This window comes from Thermodesulfobium narugense DSM 14796, assembly GCF_000212395.1.
Taxonomy (GTDB): Bacteria; Thermodesulfobiota; Thermodesulfobiia; order Thermodesulfobiales; family Thermodesulfobiaceae; genus Thermodesulfobium; species Thermodesulfobium narugense.
The window spans coordinates 1,452,697-1,472,794 of sequence record NC_015499.1; the positions used below are offsets into that span (position 1 = coordinate 1,452,697).

Annotated in this window: 20 protein-coding genes; 12 read left to right on the forward strand and 8 right to left on the reverse strand. The window is 35.8% G+C overall.

Annotated features, from left to right (window positions below; translation table 11 throughout):
- Window positions 1-35 precede the first annotated feature (35 nt).
- The 5 genes from THENA_RS07210 (at window position 36) to THENA_RS07230 (ending at window position 6,017) form a co-directional block, all read left to right on the forward strand.
- On the forward strand, window positions 36-494 hold the full coding sequence (locus THENA_RS07210) for a type IV pilus modification PilV family protein (protein WP_013756743.1): 459 nt from the start codon (window positions 36-38) through the stop codon (window positions 492-494).
- Complete coding sequence (locus THENA_RS07215; protein ID WP_013756744.1) at window positions 491-1,276, forward strand: PilW family protein; 786 nt, start codon at window positions 491-493, stop codon at window positions 1,274-1,276. Before THENA_RS07210 ends, THENA_RS07215 begins: the two co-directional genes overlap by 4 nt.
- 2 nt (window positions 1,277-1,278) lie before the next feature.
- The gene (locus tag THENA_RS07220) at window positions 1,279-3,402 is read left to right on the forward strand and encodes a hypothetical protein (RefSeq protein WP_013756745.1); all 2,124 of its coding nucleotides are present in this window, start codon (window positions 1,279-1,281) and stop codon (window positions 3,400-3,402) included.
- Window positions 3,399-3,749 (forward strand): hypothetical protein, encoded by a 351-nt coding sequence (locus THENA_RS07225; protein ID WP_013756746.1) that lies wholly within the window; start codon window positions 3,399-3,401, stop codon window positions 3,747-3,749. Before THENA_RS07220 ends, THENA_RS07225 begins: the two co-directional genes overlap by 4 nt.
- Window positions 3,750-3,938: 189 nt before the next feature.
- A complete protein-coding gene (locus THENA_RS07230) occupies window positions 3,939-6,017 on the forward strand; it encodes a TonB-dependent receptor plug domain-containing protein (RefSeq protein ID WP_245523270.1) in 2,079 nt (692 codons plus the stop codon).
- A 35-nt stretch (window positions 6,018-6,052) separates the two neighbouring features.
- On the opposite strand, the gene tsaA is transcribed toward THENA_RS07230, so the two are convergent.
- From tsaA to THENA_RS07250, 4 genes are read right to left on the reverse strand one after another with little or no spacing between them, the layout of a single operon-like run.
- On the reverse strand, window positions 6,053-6,463 hold the full coding sequence (tsaA, locus tag THENA_RS07235) for a tRNA (N6-threonylcarbamoyladenosine(37)-N6)-methyltransferase TrmO (protein ID WP_013756748.1): 411 nt from the start codon (window positions 6,461-6,463) through the stop codon (window positions 6,053-6,055).
- Between the two features lie 56 nt (window positions 6,464-6,519).
- Window positions 6,520-7,197 (reverse strand): energy transducer TonB, encoded by a 678-nt coding sequence (locus THENA_RS09715; RefSeq protein WP_013756749.1) that lies wholly within the window; start codon window positions 7,195-7,197, stop codon window positions 6,520-6,522.
- A complete protein-coding gene (locus THENA_RS07245; protein ID WP_013756750.1) occupies window positions 7,194-7,604 on the reverse strand; it encodes an ExbD/TolR family protein in 411 nt (136 codons plus the stop codon). The genes THENA_RS09715 and THENA_RS07245 overlap by 4 nt, the downstream gene beginning before the upstream one ends.
- On the reverse strand, window positions 7,585-8,100 hold the full coding sequence (locus THENA_RS07250; RefSeq protein WP_013756751.1) for a MotA/TolQ/ExbB proton channel family protein: 516 nt from the start codon (window positions 8,098-8,100) through the stop codon (window positions 7,585-7,587). Before THENA_RS07250 ends, THENA_RS07245 begins: the two co-directional genes overlap by 20 nt.
- 144 nt (window positions 8,101-8,244) lie before the next feature.
- Here THENA_RS07250 and THENA_RS07255 point away from each other — a divergent pair, with 144 nt between their 5' ends.
- The 6 genes from THENA_RS07255 to THENA_RS07280 all read left to right on the forward strand — a co-directional run bounded on the left by THENA_RS07255 (window position 8,245) and on the right by THENA_RS07280 (window position 13,433).
- Entirely contained in the window at window positions 8,245-8,919 is a 675-nt protein-coding gene (locus THENA_RS07255) for a hypothetical protein (protein WP_013756752.1), read from the forward strand.
- 34 nt (window positions 8,920-8,953) lie between these two features.
- Complete coding sequence (ahbB, locus tag THENA_RS07260) at window positions 8,954-9,457, forward strand: siroheme decarboxylase subunit beta (RefSeq protein ID WP_013756753.1); 504 nt, start codon at window positions 8,954-8,956, stop codon at window positions 9,455-9,457.
- A gap of 17 nt (window positions 9,458-9,474) precedes the next feature.
- Window positions 9,475-10,758: a glutamate-1-semialdehyde 2,1-aminomutase gene (gene hemL, locus THENA_RS07265; protein ID WP_013756754.1), complete on the forward strand. Its 1,284-nt coding sequence runs from the start codon at window positions 9,475-9,477 to the stop codon at window positions 10,756-10,758.
- A 126-nt stretch (window positions 10,759-10,884) separates the two neighbouring features.
- Complete coding sequence (locus tag THENA_RS07270) at window positions 10,885-11,595, forward strand: metallophosphoesterase family protein (protein ID WP_013756755.1); 711 nt, start codon at window positions 10,885-10,887, stop codon at window positions 11,593-11,595.
- Complete coding sequence (locus THENA_RS07275; RefSeq protein ID WP_013756756.1) at window positions 11,579-12,466, forward strand: PLP-dependent cysteine synthase family protein; 888 nt, start codon at window positions 11,579-11,581, stop codon at window positions 12,464-12,466. Before THENA_RS07270 ends, THENA_RS07275 begins: the two co-directional genes overlap by 17 nt.
- Window positions 12,459-13,433: an adenine nucleotide alpha hydrolase family protein gene (locus THENA_RS07280; RefSeq protein WP_013756757.1), complete on the forward strand. Its 975-nt coding sequence runs from the start codon at window positions 12,459-12,461 to the stop codon at window positions 13,431-13,433. The genes THENA_RS07275 and THENA_RS07280 overlap by 8 nt, the downstream gene beginning before the upstream one ends.
- A gap of 274 nt (window positions 13,434-13,707) precedes the next feature.
- Here the strand turns inward: THENA_RS07280 and THENA_RS07285 are convergent, their stop codons facing one another.
- Window positions 13,708-14,031: a hypothetical protein gene (locus THENA_RS07285; RefSeq protein ID WP_013756758.1), complete on the reverse strand. Its 324-nt coding sequence runs from the start codon at window positions 14,029-14,031 to the stop codon at window positions 13,708-13,710.
- Window positions 14,032-14,097: 66 nt separating this feature from the next.
- Entirely contained in the window at window positions 14,098-15,675 is a 1,578-nt protein-coding gene (locus tag THENA_RS07290) for a peptide-binding protein (RefSeq protein WP_013756759.1), read from the reverse strand.
- Window positions 15,676-15,780: 105 nt separating this feature from the next.
- Here THENA_RS07290 and THENA_RS07295 point away from each other — a divergent pair, with 105 nt between their 5' ends.
- Complete coding sequence (locus THENA_RS07295) at window positions 15,781-16,839, forward strand: Ldh family oxidoreductase (protein WP_013756760.1); 1,059 nt, start codon at window positions 15,781-15,783, stop codon at window positions 16,837-16,839.
- A gap of 57 nt (window positions 16,840-16,896) precedes the next feature.
- Here THENA_RS07295 and THENA_RS07300 read toward each other — a convergent pair whose 3' ends face one another.
- Both THENA_RS07300 and acs read right to left on the reverse strand, forming a co-directional pair.
- Window positions 16,897-17,958: a phosphotransacetylase family protein gene (locus THENA_RS07300; RefSeq protein ID WP_013756761.1), complete on the reverse strand. Its 1,062-nt coding sequence runs from the start codon at window positions 17,956-17,958 to the stop codon at window positions 16,897-16,899.
- Window positions 17,955-20,054, reverse strand: a complete 2,100-nt coding sequence (acs, locus tag THENA_RS07305) for an acetate--CoA ligase alpha subunit (RefSeq protein ID WP_041438613.1) — start codon at window positions 20,052-20,054, stop codon at window positions 17,955-17,957. Before acs ends, THENA_RS07300 begins: the two co-directional genes overlap by 4 nt.
- Window positions 20,055-20,098 lie beyond the last annotated feature (44 nt).

A 20,098-nucleotide genomic window follows, 5' to 3' on the forward strand; every position in this document is an offset into this window, starting at 1 on the left:
TTTGAGATATACTTAATCCTTAAGAAGGGGTTCTTATGGCGTTTTTTAGCATGAAAAAAAATAAATTGGGTTTTACGCTAATAGAGCTGATGGTGGCGGCAGTTCTTCTCGCCTTTGGCCTTATGACGCTTGCTGCTTCTCTATTAGGATCTATAAGAGCTCAAGAAGCAGCTGCGCAGCAAACAAACGCTCAAGGGTTGGTGAACCAAAAGCTAGCTCAGCTATCTGCTATGGCAAATCTTCAAAATAGCTCTGATGTAACTGTTGGATGGAATACATTTCTTGCTCAAAATAATTCTACAGAAACAGTCACAATAAATCATTCTTTAACTGGTACTAGAAAGGTAACTATTATAGACAACAATCCAGGCACTCAATATGAATATGCAGATGTAATAGTAACAGTAAGCTATAATTGCGGCAAGCCTGGAGGAGCGCTTTGCCAGGTTCAGGGATTTGAGCATATAGATAAACCCCAAGCAGTTTCACCATGAGAAACAAGTCTGGCTTTACTCTTATAGAGTTAATGGTAACCCTGACCATACTTGTGATAATCACAGCTGGTGTTACAATCCTTCTTATCAATGCAAACAACACGCTTATCTCATCTCAAAATAGAAACATTACAAGCTCTGCTGTCTCTACAGTTCAAACTCTTATGTCTAAGGATCTTGCTCTGGCCGGCAGGGGTGTAAATTTAGATGTTGGTCAAAGTATGGCAAATGCTACTACTTTCGTGCCTGTTCAGACTGCTGGCGGAATAATCAGATTTAAGACTGCATGCGTTTATTATAATAGTTCAAATCAATACAATACTTCATATCAAATTGGGACAGATCCAAACAACCCTGTGTATGACGTTTCCTGTACTGCAAGAGATCTGGCGCCCAGAAAAGAGATAGAATATAGTTTAGAAAACAACCCAGATGGTTCAAAAAGTCTTCACAGAATAGTAACCTTTTATCAATCGGACTGGACTACAGTAGTAGGAAGCCCAATAGATAATGCTATAACACCAAAAAACGTAAACGTAACAAATGTAACTGCTACGTGCTACAACTATTGTAGTAATTCAACTTGCTCATCTATAGTGAACCCTCCAAATGTTGTCGCTTGTTCAATAAATAACACCAATCCAATAGATCTGAGTAAAAACGTGCAAAGCATTCAAATTTCCATTACATTGGAAGCAGACACAAAAATTAACCCCTCTTTAAGAGGAAGTCAAACAGGAACATTTCAGGTTACTCCAATCTTTCTTGTAAGGGGGAATTAAGCATGAATAAAAATGGTTCAGCTTTGATAATCGTCTTAATAATTATGGCTTTGATATTAACTATTTCGGTAAGTTTAGCAGCTCTAGGACTAAATCCTATTAAATTTGCAGAGAAAAATGCCCTATACGATCAGGCTGTTTATGCAGCACAGGATTTCTCGAGTCAGTATATAAACGCTATAAAACAGCAATTTATAGCAAACCAAGGACAACCTCCAGATCCAAACAGCTTAGGAATATCTACAAGTCTACAATACAATACAAGAGGTATAGGAAATCCCAATATAGAGGTGGATTTAGCAAGCGCTGATTATGTATTCTACCCTGATCAAACTAACTGGACAGATTGTCACTATGATCTTTCTTTTATAGCCAAGGATTTAAATAGTGGTAAAAATATATTGCAATACAACGTACACTTTGACATAAATAACTCTCCTCCAAACGCAGCTCTTCTCACCAATAAAGATTATAATTCAGGTGGAACATCCGGAGGCAACTGGTGGCTGGGAGGCTTTAGCAGGGTGGTAGGACCATATTACACAAACGATAGCGTGGGCATCGCTTATTGGCAAAACGCAAACGCTAATACGAACCCTCCTACTGCACCGATGTTTGATGCTCTAAATAGATTCGTGCCCACGGCTCCAGCGCTTCCAGATTTGAGAGTTGGCGGAAACATTATATGGTATGGTACCCAACCTGTTAGTTCCTCAGACTGGAAAAAGATTGCCTATCAGGGAAATGTGGGCGTTCAGACAAATTACCCAAAATATTCTTTTGCACAAAACGTTTTGGGGAGAGGGGTCAATCTTTTACCAAATGAAGCGAAAGGAAACAGTACGCTAACAGGCAGTAACAGCAGTTTTGTAGCTTTTAATAGCGGGTTTAGCTCTATTGTAGGAGGAAGTTATTATTCCCTATACATCAATCCAAGCGCAATAAATAGCAACTACTCTGTGGATCAATTCGAGTTCTCCTCTATGAGGATGAACTTTCAGGTTAACGGAATGTCTAAATATGCATCAATCTACAGAATTACTCTCTCATCAGACTCAGGTAAAAGATATAGAATATGGCTAATAGATATACCAAGAGCAAGCGGTTCAACTGCTACTGACAGTGAACTATCTACAAAGATTTTTTATGTTCAAAAATTTAATTATGGAAGTGGCAAATGGCAATATACAACAGATCCTCCATTTTCATCCTGCCCTCTTACTATAAATAGCGACAAGTGTAACCCTTATGTAGTAACGGATAAAACAGACTTTAATCTAATATATATAAACGGTCACGTTCAAGAAATGCAAACAAGCACTCTGCCACAAGGAGATTATAACTCCTCAAGCGATCTTTATAACGCCCTAAAGCTTTCGGGTCATGGGAATGGTTCAAACGAAGACTTAGCAGATCTGGTTGCGGGGCAACCTCCTGCCAAGCCTAAAGATCCCAATAATCCCTGGCAATACTACGTGTCTGGAAGGCTTACTGTGGCAGCAGCGGGCGATATCGTAATTGGAGATGGTGGGACCAACTATCTTAATTATAGCCTTACATATCCTGAAAGGCTCATTAATCCTGATGGGAGCTTTACATCTTATTCTGGGACAAATGACTCCAGATTTTTACTTGGGCTTGTGGCAAGGAATATATTCTTAAATGTAAAATCTAATGCCAATAAACCTCCTGCTAAGGCCGACTATGCCAATGATGGGGTAAACGTTTCTGACAATCAAACCTACTCATTTGATGGGCAAATTCTTACCTTTGGGACTCAAACTGGGAATAATGACAATACTATAAAGGTGGGGGTATTTGATAATTATCACTATTATAGTAATGTTGCAAGCGGCGATCCTACGGACACCTCAAATTATCCATACTTCTCAGTGAATTATGGCAACGATAATTTGCTCGGCTATGCCCTCACAAGAGGTATGCTAGTTGAAAACTGGCATGGAGTATGGGGTTTCTTTAATGGTAGTGCTCTAACAAATGGTTATCAAGATGAATACGTATACGATAATCGCTTAAGATACTTTGTTACTCCCTGGTTTCCTCTACCAAAAAATCCAAATATGCCGGCAAACTATAGCATGACGGTAGAGATAGTAAAACTATGAAATATTTACTTCTTAGTTTAATCTTTTTATGTATATTATCTGGCGTATCTCATGCTCTTATGTGGAGTCCAGACGATCCAAATAGGCCGAAGGTTATGCCTGAAAGTAGTACTATGAGTAACAAGAGCTCAAATAGCAGTCAGGGAGAGGCTACTTTACACTCAAATAATCAACATATTAATCAATCAAGTCAAATGCAAAACTATGCAGCTAACCAAAATTCAAATATAGTAAGTCAAAATTATAAAGCTATTAGCCCAAATGCTTTTTATTTGCAAATGCTCGCAATTTTTGTAGGAGTGGTTTTCAGTCTGTTTTTGTTTTTTAGGATATTAAAATCGAAGTAGAAATGAAGAATATTCTTCTTGACATTAGAAAATTTTTTGATATATTAAAATAAGATTAAAATTTTATTAGAAAATAAACTCTAAATGAATTAGAGTACTTTTAAATTTCTAAACTTAGTATTAAAGCCATGAAGGCTTCTTGTCTTCATGGTTTATTTTTTTAAGGGAGGTAGAGGATATTTGTTTATTGTGTTTGTTTTTTTGTTCTTTGCGTTTTTTTATTCAAGCTCGGCAGAAATTGGATTTTGTGATGATTCCTCTCAGTTTCAAGAAATTGTAGTTTACGGGAACAAGGAAAAAGAGAAGAATGTAGATGTGGTAAACGTGTTCAAAGTAAACCCTGCTATGAGCTTTTCTATTACTGATTATCTCAAGGATATGGCAGGAGTAGAGATCTCAGAAAAATCTCTTCTGGGAGACACGGGCGATATAGTCAAAATAAGAGGTTTTGGCAATAACAGATTGAAAGTATTTGAGAATGGAAGAGATATCAATGCCACAGGCGTCTACGGCGGCTTTTATGTGGATTGGAGCACTATACCGCCAATAAACGTTGACTCTATTAAGGTTGTAAAAAGCGGTGTAGACGCAAAGCTTGGAGTTTTAGGCGGTGCAGTAGAGATTAAGAATAGAGTTCCAACTGGCACCCCGATAACAGAGTTATTTGGTTCATATGGCACAAGGGATACTCAAAATTATAGATTTTATTACGAAAACAAGATAAAGGATATACCATTCAATATTTCTATCGATCATCTCTCTTCTGACCCATTTTTAAGAAACAACAATTTCCTCTCAAACTCTTTTAACTTTTCCACGGTTATTCCAAACGTTTTTGATGGCAAAATTAATGCCTCAGTCTATTATACAAAGGTAAAAAGAGGCCTTATAGTAAACAATAGAAAATCAAACGATCCTCAAAGTCCATTGTGGAATGTCCCAATTGATCCCTCATATCCTACATCACTTGGAGAATTTATGCCGCCTGGCGGTGGTCCCACCAGGACGCCTGTAATGGGCGCTTATTGGCAAAAGGAAAAGACTCTTCTGGATCTTTCATATGAACGAGAAATATTTGGCTGGCAGGCAAAATTCGCAGGCTTCACAAACAGAGAAGAAAGATACGAGGTAAATCCTGGGCTTCTTATAAGGGATCTAAAGCCTGACAAAACTGATGGATTCTATATGGATTTTAGCAAGGATTTTTCAAAGCACCGCGTAAGATTTGGCTATTACTTTAAGAATCAGGGCTCAGGGGATACATTTATAATCTATGAAAAGACAAATCCTCCTACTTACGACCAAAATAGCCCATCTAGTCAAAAGATAATTTACAATTCAGCATATCTTGATGACAGGTTTAAGATATCAAAGAAATCATCTATTTATATGGGTATAAGGTATGATAGCTTTCACGCAGAGGGAGCACCTATGTTGCAGGACGGAAGGGGGACCAACGTCCAGGGTATATCTCTCACAGGTAGTGCAATTACCCCAAGGATAAGTTTAGACTACGAACTAACCAAAAACGATACTGCAACGCTTTCAGTTTTCAAATCTGCAAGGATGCCCACTAATCCTGAATATTATTGGTGGCTTACAGGCTATAGTGGAGCAAAGCTCGCAAATGGCGCTCCTGCCCCCGGATATAGACCGGTAAATTATCTTTTAAAACCAGAAAAAGAAAATGCAGTAGAACTTGGTATTAAAGGAAAGAGAATTGGATTTGACTACTCTATTAATGGCTATTATTACTGTATTCACGACTATATTATGTTTCGAATTGATCCAAATCCTACAAACAGAGTGGCTTACAACGTAGATGAAGTAAATATGTATGGAGTTGAAACAACGCTCAAAAAGAAAATAAAGGGCATTGATACAATACTAACATATACCTATCAGAGAAGCACAAAGGTTAACGATGCACTCGACAGCCAGCATCTGTTAAACGGTTTGGATTATTTTCCAAGAAATATGGCAAATTTAACGTTTCAGAAAAAATTTGATAATGGCTTGATTTTAGATTTTGACAATCACTACGTATCAAAGCAAAATTTGCTGTATGCACCAAATAGCAGTAAGCTTGAGCTTGTTTCGATAAAGCCTTATTATACTGCAGACCTTGGAATATCGTATCTTATGCCAAAGCACGACCTGAGGATGGATCTGATGATCTATGACATTTTTAATAAGAAGTACCAAGAGGTATTTGGTTATCCAATGCCAGGAAGAAGCGTATTTGGATCTTTAACTCTAACTTTTTAACCACTTAAAAGCCCTCAAATTCTTGAGTTTGGGGGCTACAACTCTTTATACTCTACGTAGGGTTTTATGTCCAGAATGGGCGTGCCATCCAACATATCAAGTCTTCTAACCTTTATTATATTATCTGATTTATCTAAAACCTCAAGTACAGAAAATCCTATTGGGTTTGGCCTATAAGGCGAACATATACTGAACACTCCTTTTTGTATGCCTATATGAGGGGGGTATTGAATAAGCTTTTCCTGAGAGAACGGAGGTGATTTGTGAAAACAAAAGATTACACATATCTTTTCCTTTGGCTTTATATCCCTTATTCCATCTTTATATTCAGGGGATATAACCAGCTCCCCTTCAACGTCAGAAACACTCCAGTGTCTGGGAATGCTCTCGGAACTATTTTTCACATAACCAATAGGTACAAATTTGCATTCAATTTTATCTTCCATAGATTTCTCCTTTTTCATATATTTTGAAATTATACTCTCTTTTTATAAAACGTTAATTAATCTTCTAATACAAATCTAATAGGCAAAATTGCTCTTGACTTAACAAATATCCCATTTTCTGTAGCCGCCTTAAAAGTTGACTGTTTTACAGCATTAATAGCTGCCTGTGCAAAATCATCATTCGTACTATCTATCACCCTAACGCCTATAAGTCGGCCATTTTCGTCAATTAATAACTCTAATACTACCTTTCCTTCAATCCCCAACCTTTTCTCTCTAACAGGATATTCTGGAATCACTCTTCTTATAAATTTCGGACCATCTGACGAACCAAATGACTTTGAATATATTTTATTGCCCATTTCTCTCTGAGAACCATCTTTGATACCCTCACCTCTTTTGTCAGCACTTATAAAACCACTGTTAACTTGACCCGGAACATCTACACTTGAAACCTGATTAGTCGATAAATTAGTTATACTTACAGTTTGGGTATTATCAGAAACTTTTTGAGGATTTTGTTCAATTACATTTTTCTCCAAAGTCTTGCTACTCTTATCCTCATTAATCTTTTTGCTTAAATCTTTTTGACTCTCTTGAAGAGAATTTAGACTCATAATGAATATTGGTTCACTCTTTATAACGTTCGCCGCACCTAATAGAAAAACGCTGCCAAAGAGTAGTAAGTGAAATATTATGGAAAATATAAAGCTAAGAGAGAAGCGTTTGTTCAAACTCTCTCATCCTTGAGCGTTTCTATGTTGTATCTTTCTATTCCTGCTGCCCTACACGCATCAATAGCCTTTACAACATAATCAAAATGAGTATTTTTATCAGCACGAATTTTTATAACTATATTCGGGTTATTTGCTCTAAGTGTTCTTAGAACTTCAGTAATTAATTTTGGATCAGTTTTGTCTTCATTAATAAACATCGTTCCATCACTTTTTATTGTAAGCGAAATATCTTTAAGATCTTCCTTTATAACTGCAGTTTTAGCTTGTGGCAAATCAATCGGAATAGCACCCTGAGCTATTAAAGTCGCAGTAACCAAAAATATTATAAGAATGACTAAGACAACATCTACCAATGGAACAACGTTTATTTCTGCTATCTCGTCATCATGGTTTGGATTGTGCATTATTAGCGTGCTCCTCATATATATAGCTCAAATCTCTTGCCTTTCTAACGAAATAGTTATATGCAATTACACACGGTACAGCGACAAATAGCCCTAGTGCAGTAGAGCTAAGAGCTTCAGCAATTCCATTCATTACTATTCTTACTCCAAAATCTTGAGAAAAGGCAAGATCGTGAAACGCCTTCATAATTCCAAGTACCGTACCAAACAAGCCTATAAATGGTGCATTACTTCCGACAGTTGCAAAAAAACCAAGTCTTTTATTAAGATTTGATCGCAGATCTGAAGGAGTATAACTAAAGAGCTCTTTTTCTATTTTTCTCATAAAAAAAATCTTTTCTAAAATAAAAGCGACAGATAAAATGCTTAAAATTATTAAAAGCACTAAAACAGGGTCCCCACCTACCATTGCAAGATTTAATATTAGTTTTGCCAAACTATCCCTCCTAAAAAAATAAGCCATAAAAGCATGCGCACTTCTTGCACAAGCCTTCATGGCTTTGTCCTAAAGCTTTAATTTTATAATTTTATCAAATTCGATCCAAAAGTCAAACTTTTTTTCATCATATTTTTCGCTATTTATCAGTTTAAAACTTCATATGTTATTATATTAATATTCCAAAGCACATTGGGGGTAAATATGAAAAGGCTATATGTAGTTTTAATTTTTTTATTTTTTATAACTTTAAACACAAATTTAGCTTTTGCAAATATAGAGTTACTAGGACCAGGTAAGTCAAGCCCCCCTGGGGATTATATATCCAATCTTAATCCCGTTCTAACCTGGAACTCTGATAAAAATAACTCATATTTTAAAGTTACTATATATATCAGAGATAACAATTCTTTAGTGCCAAAAATTGTTAGGGAATGGCTTTTTATAAAAGATACATCTCTCAGGGTTCCAGATGGCGTTTTGTTGCCAAACAAAACTTATTTTTGGACAGTTACTGATATGCAAAGCTCTACTACAAATAATTATCTTTATTTCACCACTGTAAGTCCAATAATAGTTGAAATTCTTGAACCAGGATCTGAAACTCCACCTGGCTCTTTTGTTAACGTAGATGATTTAAAATTTATTTGGAAGTCTGAAAACGCAGACAAAATTAATTTGATAGTATTAAGAGTTGAAAAGGAAGGAAAAACTACTATACTATCAAAAGAGTTTAATTCAAACGAAAATGAATTTGACGTCTCAAGCAATCCCGATATTAAAAAGCTCTTTACCAATGGCGATTATGAATTTTACATTGTTGCCACATCAGGAAATAACACAAAGGTAACATCAAGCAAATTTTTTAGGATAAAATAGCTACTAAATATTATATTTTTCAGGAGAGTTGGTTATGGATAAAGACAATAAATTGAAGATAAATGATTTAGATATAAAACTAATAAGGCTTCTACAAGAAGATATCCCCTTAGTAGAAAGGCCTTTTTTAGAAATATCAAAAAAGTTAAACATACCTGAAAAGGAAGTAATTTCTTGGATAAAAAAGTCTCTAAATAGTGGTCTGATGAGAAGATTCGGAGCAAGAATTAGTCACAGAAAGATAGGTATAAATGCCAATCCAATGATAGCCTGGAAAATTCCCGAATCAAGAATAGAAGAATGTGGAAATATCCTTGCAAAAAATCCAGATGTAACTCACTGCTATGAACGAGCAACTTCAGAAGAATGGCCATATAACATCTATACAATGATACACTGCAAAAGTAAGTCAGAAGCAGACAAAATTGCCAAAAGTCTATCAGATCAGATAAAAGTATCTGACTATATCTTGTTATACAGCATAAAGGAATTAAAAAAGACCCATATGGCTTATTTTACAGATAAAAAGGGTAAATAAAAAAGGGAGTGAAAAATTTGTCTTTTGAAAAATCAAAAGAACTTTACAACGAAGCAAGAAAGTATATACCTGGTGGAGTAAACTCACCAGTCAGAGCATTTAAAGCTGTTGGTTGTGACCCTGTTTTTATAAAAAGCGCCAAAAAAGCTTATTTACATGATGAAGATTCAAACAAATACATAGATTATGTTTGTTCTTGGGGTCCACTTATTTTTGGTCATGCAAATAAGAAAATTATAAAATCTGTTGAAGAATCCTTATACCACGGCTTCACTTACGGTGCTCCTACAAAAGTTGAAGTTGAGTTAGCTAAACTTATATCGAAGTGCGTTCCTAGCATTGAAAAAGTAAGATTAGTATCCTCGGGCACAGAAGCCACAATGACCGCTATCAGGTTGGCAAGAGCATACACAAAAAGAGATAAAATAATCAAATTCAAGGGTTGTTACCACGGCCACGCTGACAGCTTTCTTGTACAAATGGGCTCAGGAGGACTTACTTTTTCTACTCCTACCTCACCAGGTGTTCTTGAAGACGTAGCGAAAAATACTCTACTGGCCAACTACAACAACAAAGAGGATATAAAAAACCTCTTCAACACCTTTAAGAATCAGGTCAGTGCAGTAATAGTAGAACCAGTAGCAGGAAATATGGGCATAGTAAAGCCAGAAGATGGCTTCCTCAACTTTTTGGCCGAAATTACACGTGAAAATGGATCACTTTTAATATTCGACGAAGTTATTACTGGCTTTAGATTAGGGCTCAGTGGCGCACAGGGGATTTATAACGTTAAGCCTGACATTACAACTTTAGGAAAAATTATAGGAGGAGGATTCCCTCTTGCTGCATTTGGTGGAAGAACTGAAATAATGAATTTGCTCTCCCCTGAAGGTCCAGTTTATCAGGCGGGCACATTATCTGGAAACCCAATAGCCTGCACAGCTGGGATAACTACCATAAAGATGCTTTTAGAAGACCCCCCATACGATAAATTAGAAAAAAATACCAAATATCTTACAGAAGAAATGAAAAATATATTCAAAAAATACTCAATAGATGTATATATTTCACAGTGTGGTTCAATGTTCACCCCCTTTTTCTGCAGTGAAAAGGTTATAGATCTTGATTCGGCAACAAAGTCAAACACACAAATATATTCAAAATTCTTTCAGGGACTTTTAAATAACGGCATATATCCACCAGCATCTCAATTTGAGGCTTGGTTTGTTTCTACAGCTCACTCACTAAAAGATATTGATGCCACCCTTGAGGCAATTGAAAATGTTGCCAAAAATCTCTAAAAACAATTTAATCCTTGGTGTCGCCGTACTTTTTGCATTAAGCGTTCTTATACCCATAATTTCAAAAATACTATTATTTTCTATAGCTTTCCTCTTAATCTACCAATACTTATTAAAAAGAAAATAATGAAGGTTATTGCAATAAGCGACGTTCACACTCCTCAATATTTATGGATGTTAAAGAAAAAATTAGAAACGTTAGACAATGATGTTGATCTTATAATTGGAGCAGGAGATTTGATATACAAGGGGGCAAGTCTGGCTATTAATAGCTTAACTTCAACAATTGTCCATAAGTTTAACAAATTTGTACCATTTTTTACGTGTTTTGGAAATGAAGAGTATTTCAACACTGAGCCAAAATTAAAAAAGCTTAAGTATCCTATTTATTTAGATACAGATTTTATAAAATTAGGAAATCCTGAATGGACATTTTTCTTTACAAGAGGTATTTTGGCACAACCTACTGCCTGGCAGAAAAAGCATATGAAAGATGCAGAAGGAATTTACGAAAGAAAGTTAGGTGAAATACGATCTATAATTGAAAGTCTAAAAAAGCAAACTAACAGAATAGTTTATGTAAGTCACTACGCTCCAACATACAGAACATTGGAAGGAGAAAACGAAGAAAGTTTAGAATTATTGGGAAGTGACAAGGTTGAGAAAATAATATTAGAATTTAATATCCCTCTTGCAATACACGGACACTCGCATCACTCAATCAAACCTATTGTAAATATTGGAAAATCAACTATAATAAACGCTGCTATAATGGTTAACAAAATTATCCCGGTTATAATTTTAGAGGACGGTGTGAAAATTGAGCATATTAGATAATGTCGGAAATACTCCTTTAATAAAGCTCAGTAGTTTTAGCGATAAAAATATATTTGGAAAATGGGAAGCAAAAAATCCTATGGGTTCAATAAAAGACAGAGCAGCCCTAAATATGATAGAAACAGCGATCAAAGAAGGAAAAATTACCTCTGAAACCACAGTAGTAGAAGCTACGTCCGGAAATACAGGAATAGGACTTGCTTTTGTTTGTGCAGTTAAGGATATCAAGCTAAGAATTTATCTCCCAGAACACATGAGCGAAGAGAGAAAAAAGATCTTAAAGGCATTTGGCACTCAGCTGATTCTTACTCCAAAAGATGAAGGTATTTCTGGTTCTGTGATAGCTGCAAAGGAGTTTGCAAAATCAACCAATGCATTCTATGTTGATCAGTTTAACAACCCATCTAACGCTATGGCACACTATATTAGTACTGCTCCCGAAATATATAGAGATATGAAAGGAGAAATTGGGGCGATCGTTTGCCCAATAGGAAGTGCAGGCACTATAACGGGCATTGGAAACTTCATAAAATCAATAAATAAAGAAATAAAAATAATAGGGGTAGAACCAGAGTTAAGTCCAACAATTAAAAAAGGCATCAGTGCACCTCACAAAATTCAAGGTATAGCACCTGGCTTTGTCCCTGGCATATACAATCCTAATGTCGTAGACGACATTATATGCATATCAGATGAAGAAGCATACGAAATGACCAGATATTTAGCAAAAAAAGAGGGCCTTTTCGTAGGTATATCATCAGGAGCAAGCGTGGCCGCATCTTTAAAACTTAACATTGAAAAACCAATAGTCGCTATACTTCCAGATACGGGAGAAAGATATCTTTCAGTAGAAAATCTATTCAATGCATAGGGCATTACTTCTTTTTTCAGGAGGTTTAGACTCCCTAGTTGCAGGGAGAATTATACAGGATCAAAATATTGATGTCATTCCAATAAAGTTTACTACCCCCTTTTTCGAATCTGATGAAAAAGTTAAATTATATGCAAGAGAAGCAGGATTAAAAAATCCAATATTTTTTGATATTACTGATCAGTTTTTTAAAATATTAAAGAATCCAAAATACGGTTTCGGAAGGTCTCTTAACCCTTGCATAGATTGCCATAAATTAATGATCGAGGAAAGCATAAAATTGCTTAAGCATTTTGGCGCATCATTTGTTATAACCGGAGAGGTCGTAGGCGAAAGACCAATGTCACAAAATAAAAAAAGTTTAAAATTAGTTGCAAATAATTACTCAGATTTAGTGCTAAGACCACTTTCAGCTAAACTCTTACCAGAAACCAGTATCGAAAGGTCTAAAATTGTAAATAGGGAACTTCTTGAAGACATCTCAGGAAGATCGCGAAAGAGACAAAAGGAACTTGCAAACCTTTTAAACATAAAAAGATATCCGGCACCAGCTGGAGGCTGCATCCTTACAGAAAAACAATTTGGAAACAAGATTAAGAAATTAATTGAGCTAGACATGTTAACAGCAGATTTTTGTAAACTCATAAAAAATTCAAGAGTACTTTTTGTTGAGAAATACAATAATCTCCTAATAACTGGCCGATGCGAAAGAGAAAACCAAATGATTCAAGATTACGCAAATAAGCTTGGAATCACTTACTTTATGCCAAAAAATGACAAAGGAAGCTATCTTTTACCTTTGAAAGAGGCAGTAAGTGAAGAAGAAAGCATTTTCTATGCTAAAATTACAGCATCGTTCAACGATGAAAAGGGAAAAGAAATTGAAATAGTTCTTTCTGACAAAGATCAGAGCTTCAATGTCTTTCAATTGGACAGAGAAGAAATAAACAAGTTTTTATTTACATAATATTAATTTTAATAATTAGATAGTTGTTCCAAATATGCCCTGCCAGGTCACTTCAACGAATACACACAAAACCTATATGAAAATCTGGCTTATAAAATTGACAATGATCTTTTAAATATCGCTAAAGAGTCTACAAAAAATTTACAGCTTGAGAACTCTTTCAAGGCTATAAAATTGGACGAAGAATTTGGTCTACCCACAATGCCCACGATAAAGACAGGAACAGTTGTTGCTGGCGACGACTATTGGATCTGGTGGAATAGGTTTCTGTCGATTATCCACCAGTTATCTTGGTGATATCTTTTTCAAAATAATTCTTTGCGAAATCAGCGACCTTTTCTTTAGTAATATCTCCTTCAATAGTGCCAATATTTACACCAGAAACGCTTAAATCCCAATCTACCATCCAGGCTCTTCTCGCCTCAATTTTAACAAAAGTGCCATCAGAAAACCAAACTTTATAAACCTTATAAAAAACAAATTGATCGCTTTCCGCTCTGGCTGGCACATTGGTATTCAACACAAAGTCGTAAGAAGTAAAAATAAATGTTGACACGCAAAGGATACACAAAAATATTAAAAGTCTCAAAAATTTCATCTATCCTCCCGGAATTTTTATTTTTATAAAGTAAATTCTATCACACCTATTTTATTACTTCAAAATCTAAACTTTAATCCTTTCAACATATATTCTCTCTGGATAAACAATAAGCCCGGAAGGACCTGGTTTAGAGAGTCCCTTTACCCAATTTCTATAAGCCACAATACTTTTTGGGTACCAAAGAAATACATACGGTTGATCTTGAACTATAATCTCATATACTCTTCTATAAATCTTCTTTCTTTCTTCCTGATCAATTGTTTGCCTGCCCAATATAATTAATCTATCTACTTCTGGATTATTATAACCATTTAGATTAAACCCATTAGGATACTCTTTTGAATACCATATCCCATATGGATCCGGATCAAGACCCAGACCCCAGCCCATTATTGTGGCATCAAAATCCTTTTTTTCTGAAGTCAATCTTTGTAAAAGGCTGCTCCACTCTAAAGTAACCAAATCCATCTTTATTCCTCTTTTTTCAAGGTATTGTTGAATAATAACTCCAGCCATCTCTCTGTCTTTACTGCCCTGTCTTATAAGACAGGTAAATCTAAATAGTTGGTTATTTTTATACCTTAATCCATCAGGACCTCTTTTCCAGCCAGTACTATCAAGAATTTCATCCGCCTTTTCAGGATTATATTCCGGATACCATATCCCTTCAGGATAAGACCAATCAAGCGGACATGTTGGATAGTTAAGCGCTCCTCCATAACCCATCAACACCGCTTTTACAAGAGCATCTTTATCAATTGAATGACTAATTGCAAGTCTAACGTTTCTGTCTTCAAACAAACTATTTTTCAGGTTAAACCCAAAATAAGTATAAGCCTTTATAGGATAAGAAACAACTGTACTAGTTGGATCTTCTTTTATCCAAGCCACATCCTTTGGTCTGAGATCAACCATATCTATTTCACCTGTTTCATAAGAAAAAACTTGTGAGTTACTATCAGGAATTATTTTCATAATTAAAGAATTTAATAGTGGTTTTCCCCTATAATATCTTTTATTAGGCTCAAGCAATATTCTGTCAGCAACCTGCCATTTTTTCATAACAAAAGGACCCGTTCCAATTGGCATTCTATTAAAATCAGATATATTTATGTCCTGATTTTCCAATATATGCTTGGGTAATATCCCTATTCCTAGATTAGACATAAATGGCGAAAAAACCCCTGGCAAGACAAAATCAACAGTAAAATCATCAACCTTTATAATTTTTATAGGCACATTATCTACAATCATGTCAGATCTTCTAACAGTATTTGTTTTTGGATCAAGAATTTTTTCATACGTAAAAACGACATCATCAGCTGTCAATCTAACACCGTCGTGAAAATAAACATCCTTTCTCAAAACAATTCTGTACACCAAGCCATTATTTAAAATTTTTATACTCTCAGCTAAATCTGGTCGGATCTTTTGATCTTCATCAACCCTTATAATTCCATTGAAAAGAAAATCTATAACAGAAAAAGAGGCTGAATCAGAAGCAAGTATAGGATTAAGGGTTACAGGATCGCTTCCTAAAGACAAAACAAGGCTGTCCCTAGGAAGGTTCACTGCAGAACAACCAGAAACAAGAGAGAAACCAGACAAAGCTAAAAAAGTTAAAAAATTCCTTCTAGTCAAGATATCTCCAATTCTTAAGTTTTTTAAACACGGCTATTATAATATAATGATGTCAAATAAACAATTATCTTTGTACATCAATTTAATTTTAGGAGGAGGAGAAATTTGAAAATCAGATTTGATCAAAAAGAACTTGTAGAATGGGCAACACAAGTATTAAAAAAAACATCCATGCCTGAATCAGATGCAAAAACTACAGCTACAATCCTTGTCAAAGCGGATCTGAGAGGAATTGAAACACATGGTCTGGCAAGGTTACCTATTTATGTTGAAAGAATAAAAAAGGGCGGTATAAACCCAAAACCAAACTTTAAGATCCTAAAAGAAACTTCAGCAACTTCTTTAATTGATGCTGACAGTGCAATGGGCCAGGTAGCAGGACAATTTGCCATGTCAAAAGCCATTGAAAAAGCAAACCAAACTTCTGTTGGCATTTCATCAGTTCGAAATGGCAACCATTTTGGAATAGTTGCTCATTACCTTGAAATGGCATTAAATAAAAATATGTTTGGTATAGCTACTACAAACACATCCCCTCTCCTCGCTCCCTTTGGTGGCAGAAAGGCGATCCTTGGCACTAACCCAATTGCCTTTGGATTTCCAGGAGGACAATTTCACCCAATAATTCTAGACATGGCCTCCTCGGTAACATCTAGAGGAAGGATAAAAATAGCACAGTTAAACAATGAGAAAATACCTCTTACTTGGGCTGTTGACGAAAGAGGAATCCCTACCGATGACCCAAATGAAGCTTTAAAAGGCGCCTTGCTTCCATTTGGGGCCCATAAAGGTTACGGATTGGCTGTAATAGGCGATATTTTAAGCTCAGTATTAAGTGGTGCAGGTTATCTCATTCATACAGGAGAACTTTATAAAGAACCAGAAAAACCTCAAAACTTAGGATTCTTTATGATGGCTGTAAAATTAGAAGCCTTTATAGATATAGATGAATTCAATGAAAGAATAACAGATTTTATCAAGACAATTAAAGAATCTCCCAAAGCTGAGGGTACAAAAGAAATATTTATGCCAGGAGAAATTGAATATATTAGAGAATCAGAAAATATAAAAGAAGGAACTCCTTTAGGTGAAAACGTAGTAAAAGAACTAAAAGAATTGGGAAATTCAGTAGGAATAGAATTTAATTTAACGCCAAAAAACTAAAGTAAAATAACTAAAAACCCCGCGAAATTAAATTCACGGGGTTTTTAATGTGTATGATTATAAATCAAGGGCTTTACTAATAGCTTTTAAGTCCACAAACTCCTCTACCATAGTAGTTGCCCTCTGGATCTTTTTCTCTTCTCTGATGCGAGCTCTACCAAAAACTCTCTCTACGAGCTCAACTACAGTAAGAGTATCTTGCTTTACAAGAACAATAGGAACACCTGCATCCTCAGCTTTAGCTAAAACGACATTGCTTGGGTAAAAGTTTCCTGTTAAAATAAGTACTTTAGTAGGCGTTTCCAAAGCAGCCATTTGAATATCTGACCTATCTCCACCAGTTATAACAGCCTTATTTATTACTCGTCTAAAGTACCTAAGAGCGTTATCTACACTCATAGCACCAACAAGAAATCTCTCAACTAGTTCATCAAGTTTGTCTTCCTGACAAAGTATTTCACCATTTAATACCTCGACCAACTCACGGATGCTGATAGACTTCAAAGTTTCATCCTGAGGAATTGCTCCAAGGAAATTAATGCCCTTACCCGTCAGATATGGGATCAAGAGTCTGTGATGATATTCTCTACAAGCTTGTGTTCCACCTGTTACAACAAAGCCTATAAGTCTGTCTTTAAAGATCTCTTTCGCTTCAAGAATGTGATCTGCAAGAATGTCTGTTTCGCACCTTGCAACTACTATTACCTTTAGATCTAGCAGTTCGGCTACATCTTTTGGAGCAAGGTTATACATCTTGCCCTCTGTAAAGTTACCTACTCCCTCTACGAGAATGACGTCGTTTTTGCTTGAAAGTTTTTCATAGTTTTCCTTTACCTGTTTTGTAATGTCTGTCACCTGAGATTTTAGAAACAGGACAGCTAAATCAGGCGTCATTACAACAGGCACCATTTCATCAAGAGGATCTTTTAAACCCAATGCCTTACGAGCAGAAACGGCATCCTCGTCTGTCAACAAACCCTCTTCTCTTGTTGGGAGATTTCCAAGAGGCTTAAAATACGAAATCTTCTTCCCCTGAGTTTGGAAATTTCTTCCAACTCCCAAAAGCACTGTGCTCTTTCCCACAAACGATTCTGGTGATACAAAGTAAAGCCCTTTCATTCTGTCCCACCTCCAACGGTTAATCTCATATCAATCGCTACCGCTCCCTCTTCAAACACCCTCAATGGATTGATGTCCAATTCTACAATTTCCGGGAAATCGGTAACCAGATTTGATACTCTTAGTATAGCATCAACAATCGCATTTTGATCAACGCCCTTTTCACCTCTTGCGCCCGAAAGCAGTTTAAAGGACTTAATTTCCCTAATCATATTCATTGCGTCACTCTCAGAAACAGGAACTATTCTAAAGGAAACGTCTTTTAGGACTTCTACATAGATACCCCCAAGACCGAACATAATCATATGTCCAAATTGAGGATCTTTAACAGAACCTATTATTACATCTTTGCCAGGAGGGAGCATTTGTTGAACTGATACACCCCATATTTCAGCATCGGGGAAATATCTTCTAACAGATATCATAATATCATCAAAGGCTCTAATTACTTCATCTTTATTTCTAAGACCTACCTTTACTCCGCCTACGTCAGTCTTATGCAAAATGTCAGGAGATGCTATTTTCATAACTACAGGAAAACCTAATTCCTCGGCAAAGTCACTTGCTTCAAGACTAGTAGTTGCAAGAAGCGTTTTTGGGAGAGTAAAACCATATCCCTCAAATACCTCTCTTACTTCCCAGTCACCCAAACTTGGTCTTCTGCTTCTATCTTCTGATCTCAAAGACTTTTCAGCCAGTTCAAACTTCGTATCAAACTTCCTATATACAGGCTCAGGTTTATTCAACCAGATTCTTCTGTCGTGCATAGATTTGAAAACAAATCCTGCCCTTTCTGGAAACGAGTAATTTGGCACGCTATTTTCCATTAAGTATTTTGTTGCAGCTGATATTGTTTTTCCACCCATAAATATTGAAAAAATTGGTTTTTTAGGGTCTTTAGCCTTAACAATACTTTCAGCAGTTTCATTTACCTGAGTATAAACCTGAGGAGTGAGTATTACCATAGCCCCATCAACATTCTCATCTCTCAAAACTTTGCTAAGAGCAAATTCATATCTATCGGCAAGGGCATCACCAAGCACATCTACAGGATTATAAACTGCAGCAGCAGAAGGAAGGTTTTTCCTCAATTCTTCTACTGTATCGTTCGAGAGAGTTGCAAGTCTCAATCCAAAATTCTCAATAGCATCAGATGCCATAATACCAGGCCCACCAGCATTAGTAATAATAGCAATATTATTTCCGTTTAAAAGTGGTTGATATGCAAAACCAATAGCAAGGTCAAACAGATCTTCTACCGTAGATGCCCTTATAACACCGCACTGCTTAAAAGCAGAAGTATAAGCCTGATCAGAACCAGCAAGAGAACCAGTATGGCTTGTTGCAGCCTTTGCTCCAGCAGCTGTAGTACCTGATTTTAGAACTATTATAGGTTTTACTTTAGACGTTTTATATGCTATATCCATAAAGGCTCTTCCATTATCGATGCTTTCTAAGTACATTAATATTACATCTGTATCATTATCATCCTTTAGAACTTCCAAAAGATCTATTTCATTCACATCAGCCTTGTTCCCAATACTAATAAATTTTGAAAACCCAATATCGTTAGCAGCAGCCCAGTCCATAATTGCAGTAGCAAAAGCACCAGACTGTGATATGAAACCAATATTGCCTTTCTTTGGCATAAATGAAGCAAATGAAGCGTTAATGCTATTATGCGTATCAATTAAGCCTAAAACATTTGGACCAACAAGCCTGATGTTATTTGATTTAACTATTTCTTTTAATTCTCTTTCTAGCTTTGCACCTTCTAAACCTGTCTCTTTAAATCCAGCTGTAATAACTATGGCCCCTTTTACACCTTTTTGAGCACACTCTCTCATAACAGGATTAACAAATTTTGAAGGAATAACAAACACAACAAGATCTAAATCATCTGGGATATCTAAAACGCTTTTATAACACTTGTAACCCAAAATATAATCAGCCTTAGGGTTAATTGGATAAATATTTCCTTTATATCCACCATCAATTACGTTTTTTAATACCGCATAGCCTAATTTTTTTTCTTCGCTTGATGCACCAATTATTGCAATAGATCTTGGCTTAAAAAACATATCCAATCTGTCCATTTTATACACATCGCCTCCATAAATTTTTAGTACCAACGAATATA

Coding starts and splice junctions, on each gene's coding strand:
- THENA_RS07285 (WP_013756758.1), bottom strand. CDS start 14,031: ATGAAATTTTTGAGACTTTTAATATTTTTGTGTATCCTTTGCGTGTCA.
- THENA_RS07300 (WP_013756761.1), bottom strand. CDS start 17,958: ATGAAAGGGCTTTACTTTGTATCACCAGAATCGTTTGTGGGAAAGAGC.
- THENA_RS07225 (WP_013756746.1), top strand. CDS start 3,399: ATGAAATATTTACTTCTTAGTTTAATCTTTTTATGTATATTATCTGGC.
- THENA_RS07280 (WP_013756757.1), top strand. CDS start 12,459: ATGCATAGGGCATTACTTCTTTTTTCAGGAGGTTTAGACTCCCTAGTT.
- ahbB (WP_013756753.1), top strand. CDS start 8,954: ATGGATAAAGACAATAAATTGAAGATAAATGATTTAGATATAAAACTA.
- THENA_RS07220 (WP_013756745.1), top strand. CDS start 1,279: ATGAATAAAAATGGTTCAGCTTTGATAATCGTCTTAATAATTATGGCT.
- THENA_RS07215 (WP_013756744.1), top strand. CDS start 491: ATGAGAAACAAGTCTGGCTTTACTCTTATAGAGTTAATGGTAACCCTG.
- tsaA (WP_013756748.1), bottom strand. CDS start 6,463: ATGGAAGATAAAATTGAATGCAAATTTGTACCTATTGGTTATGTGAAA.
- THENA_RS07255 (WP_013756752.1), top strand. CDS start 8,245: ATGAAAAGGCTATATGTAGTTTTAATTTTTTTATTTTTTATAACTTTA.
- THENA_RS07270 (WP_013756755.1), top strand. CDS start 10,885: ATGAAGGTTATTGCAATAAGCGACGTTCACACTCCTCAATATTTATGG.
- acs (WP_041438613.1), bottom strand. CDS start 20,054: ATGGACAGATTGGATATGTTTTTTAAGCCAAGATCTATTGCAATAATT.
- THENA_RS07210 (WP_013756743.1), top strand. CDS start 36: ATGGCGTTTTTTAGCATGAAAAAAAATAAATTGGGTTTTACGCTAATA.
- THENA_RS07245 (WP_013756750.1), bottom strand. CDS start 7,604: ATGCACAATCCAAACCATGATGACGAGATAGCAGAAATAAACGTTGTT.
- THENA_RS07250 (WP_013756751.1), bottom strand. CDS start 8,100: ATGAAGGCTTGTGCAAGAAGTGCGCATGCTTTTATGGCTTATTTTTTT.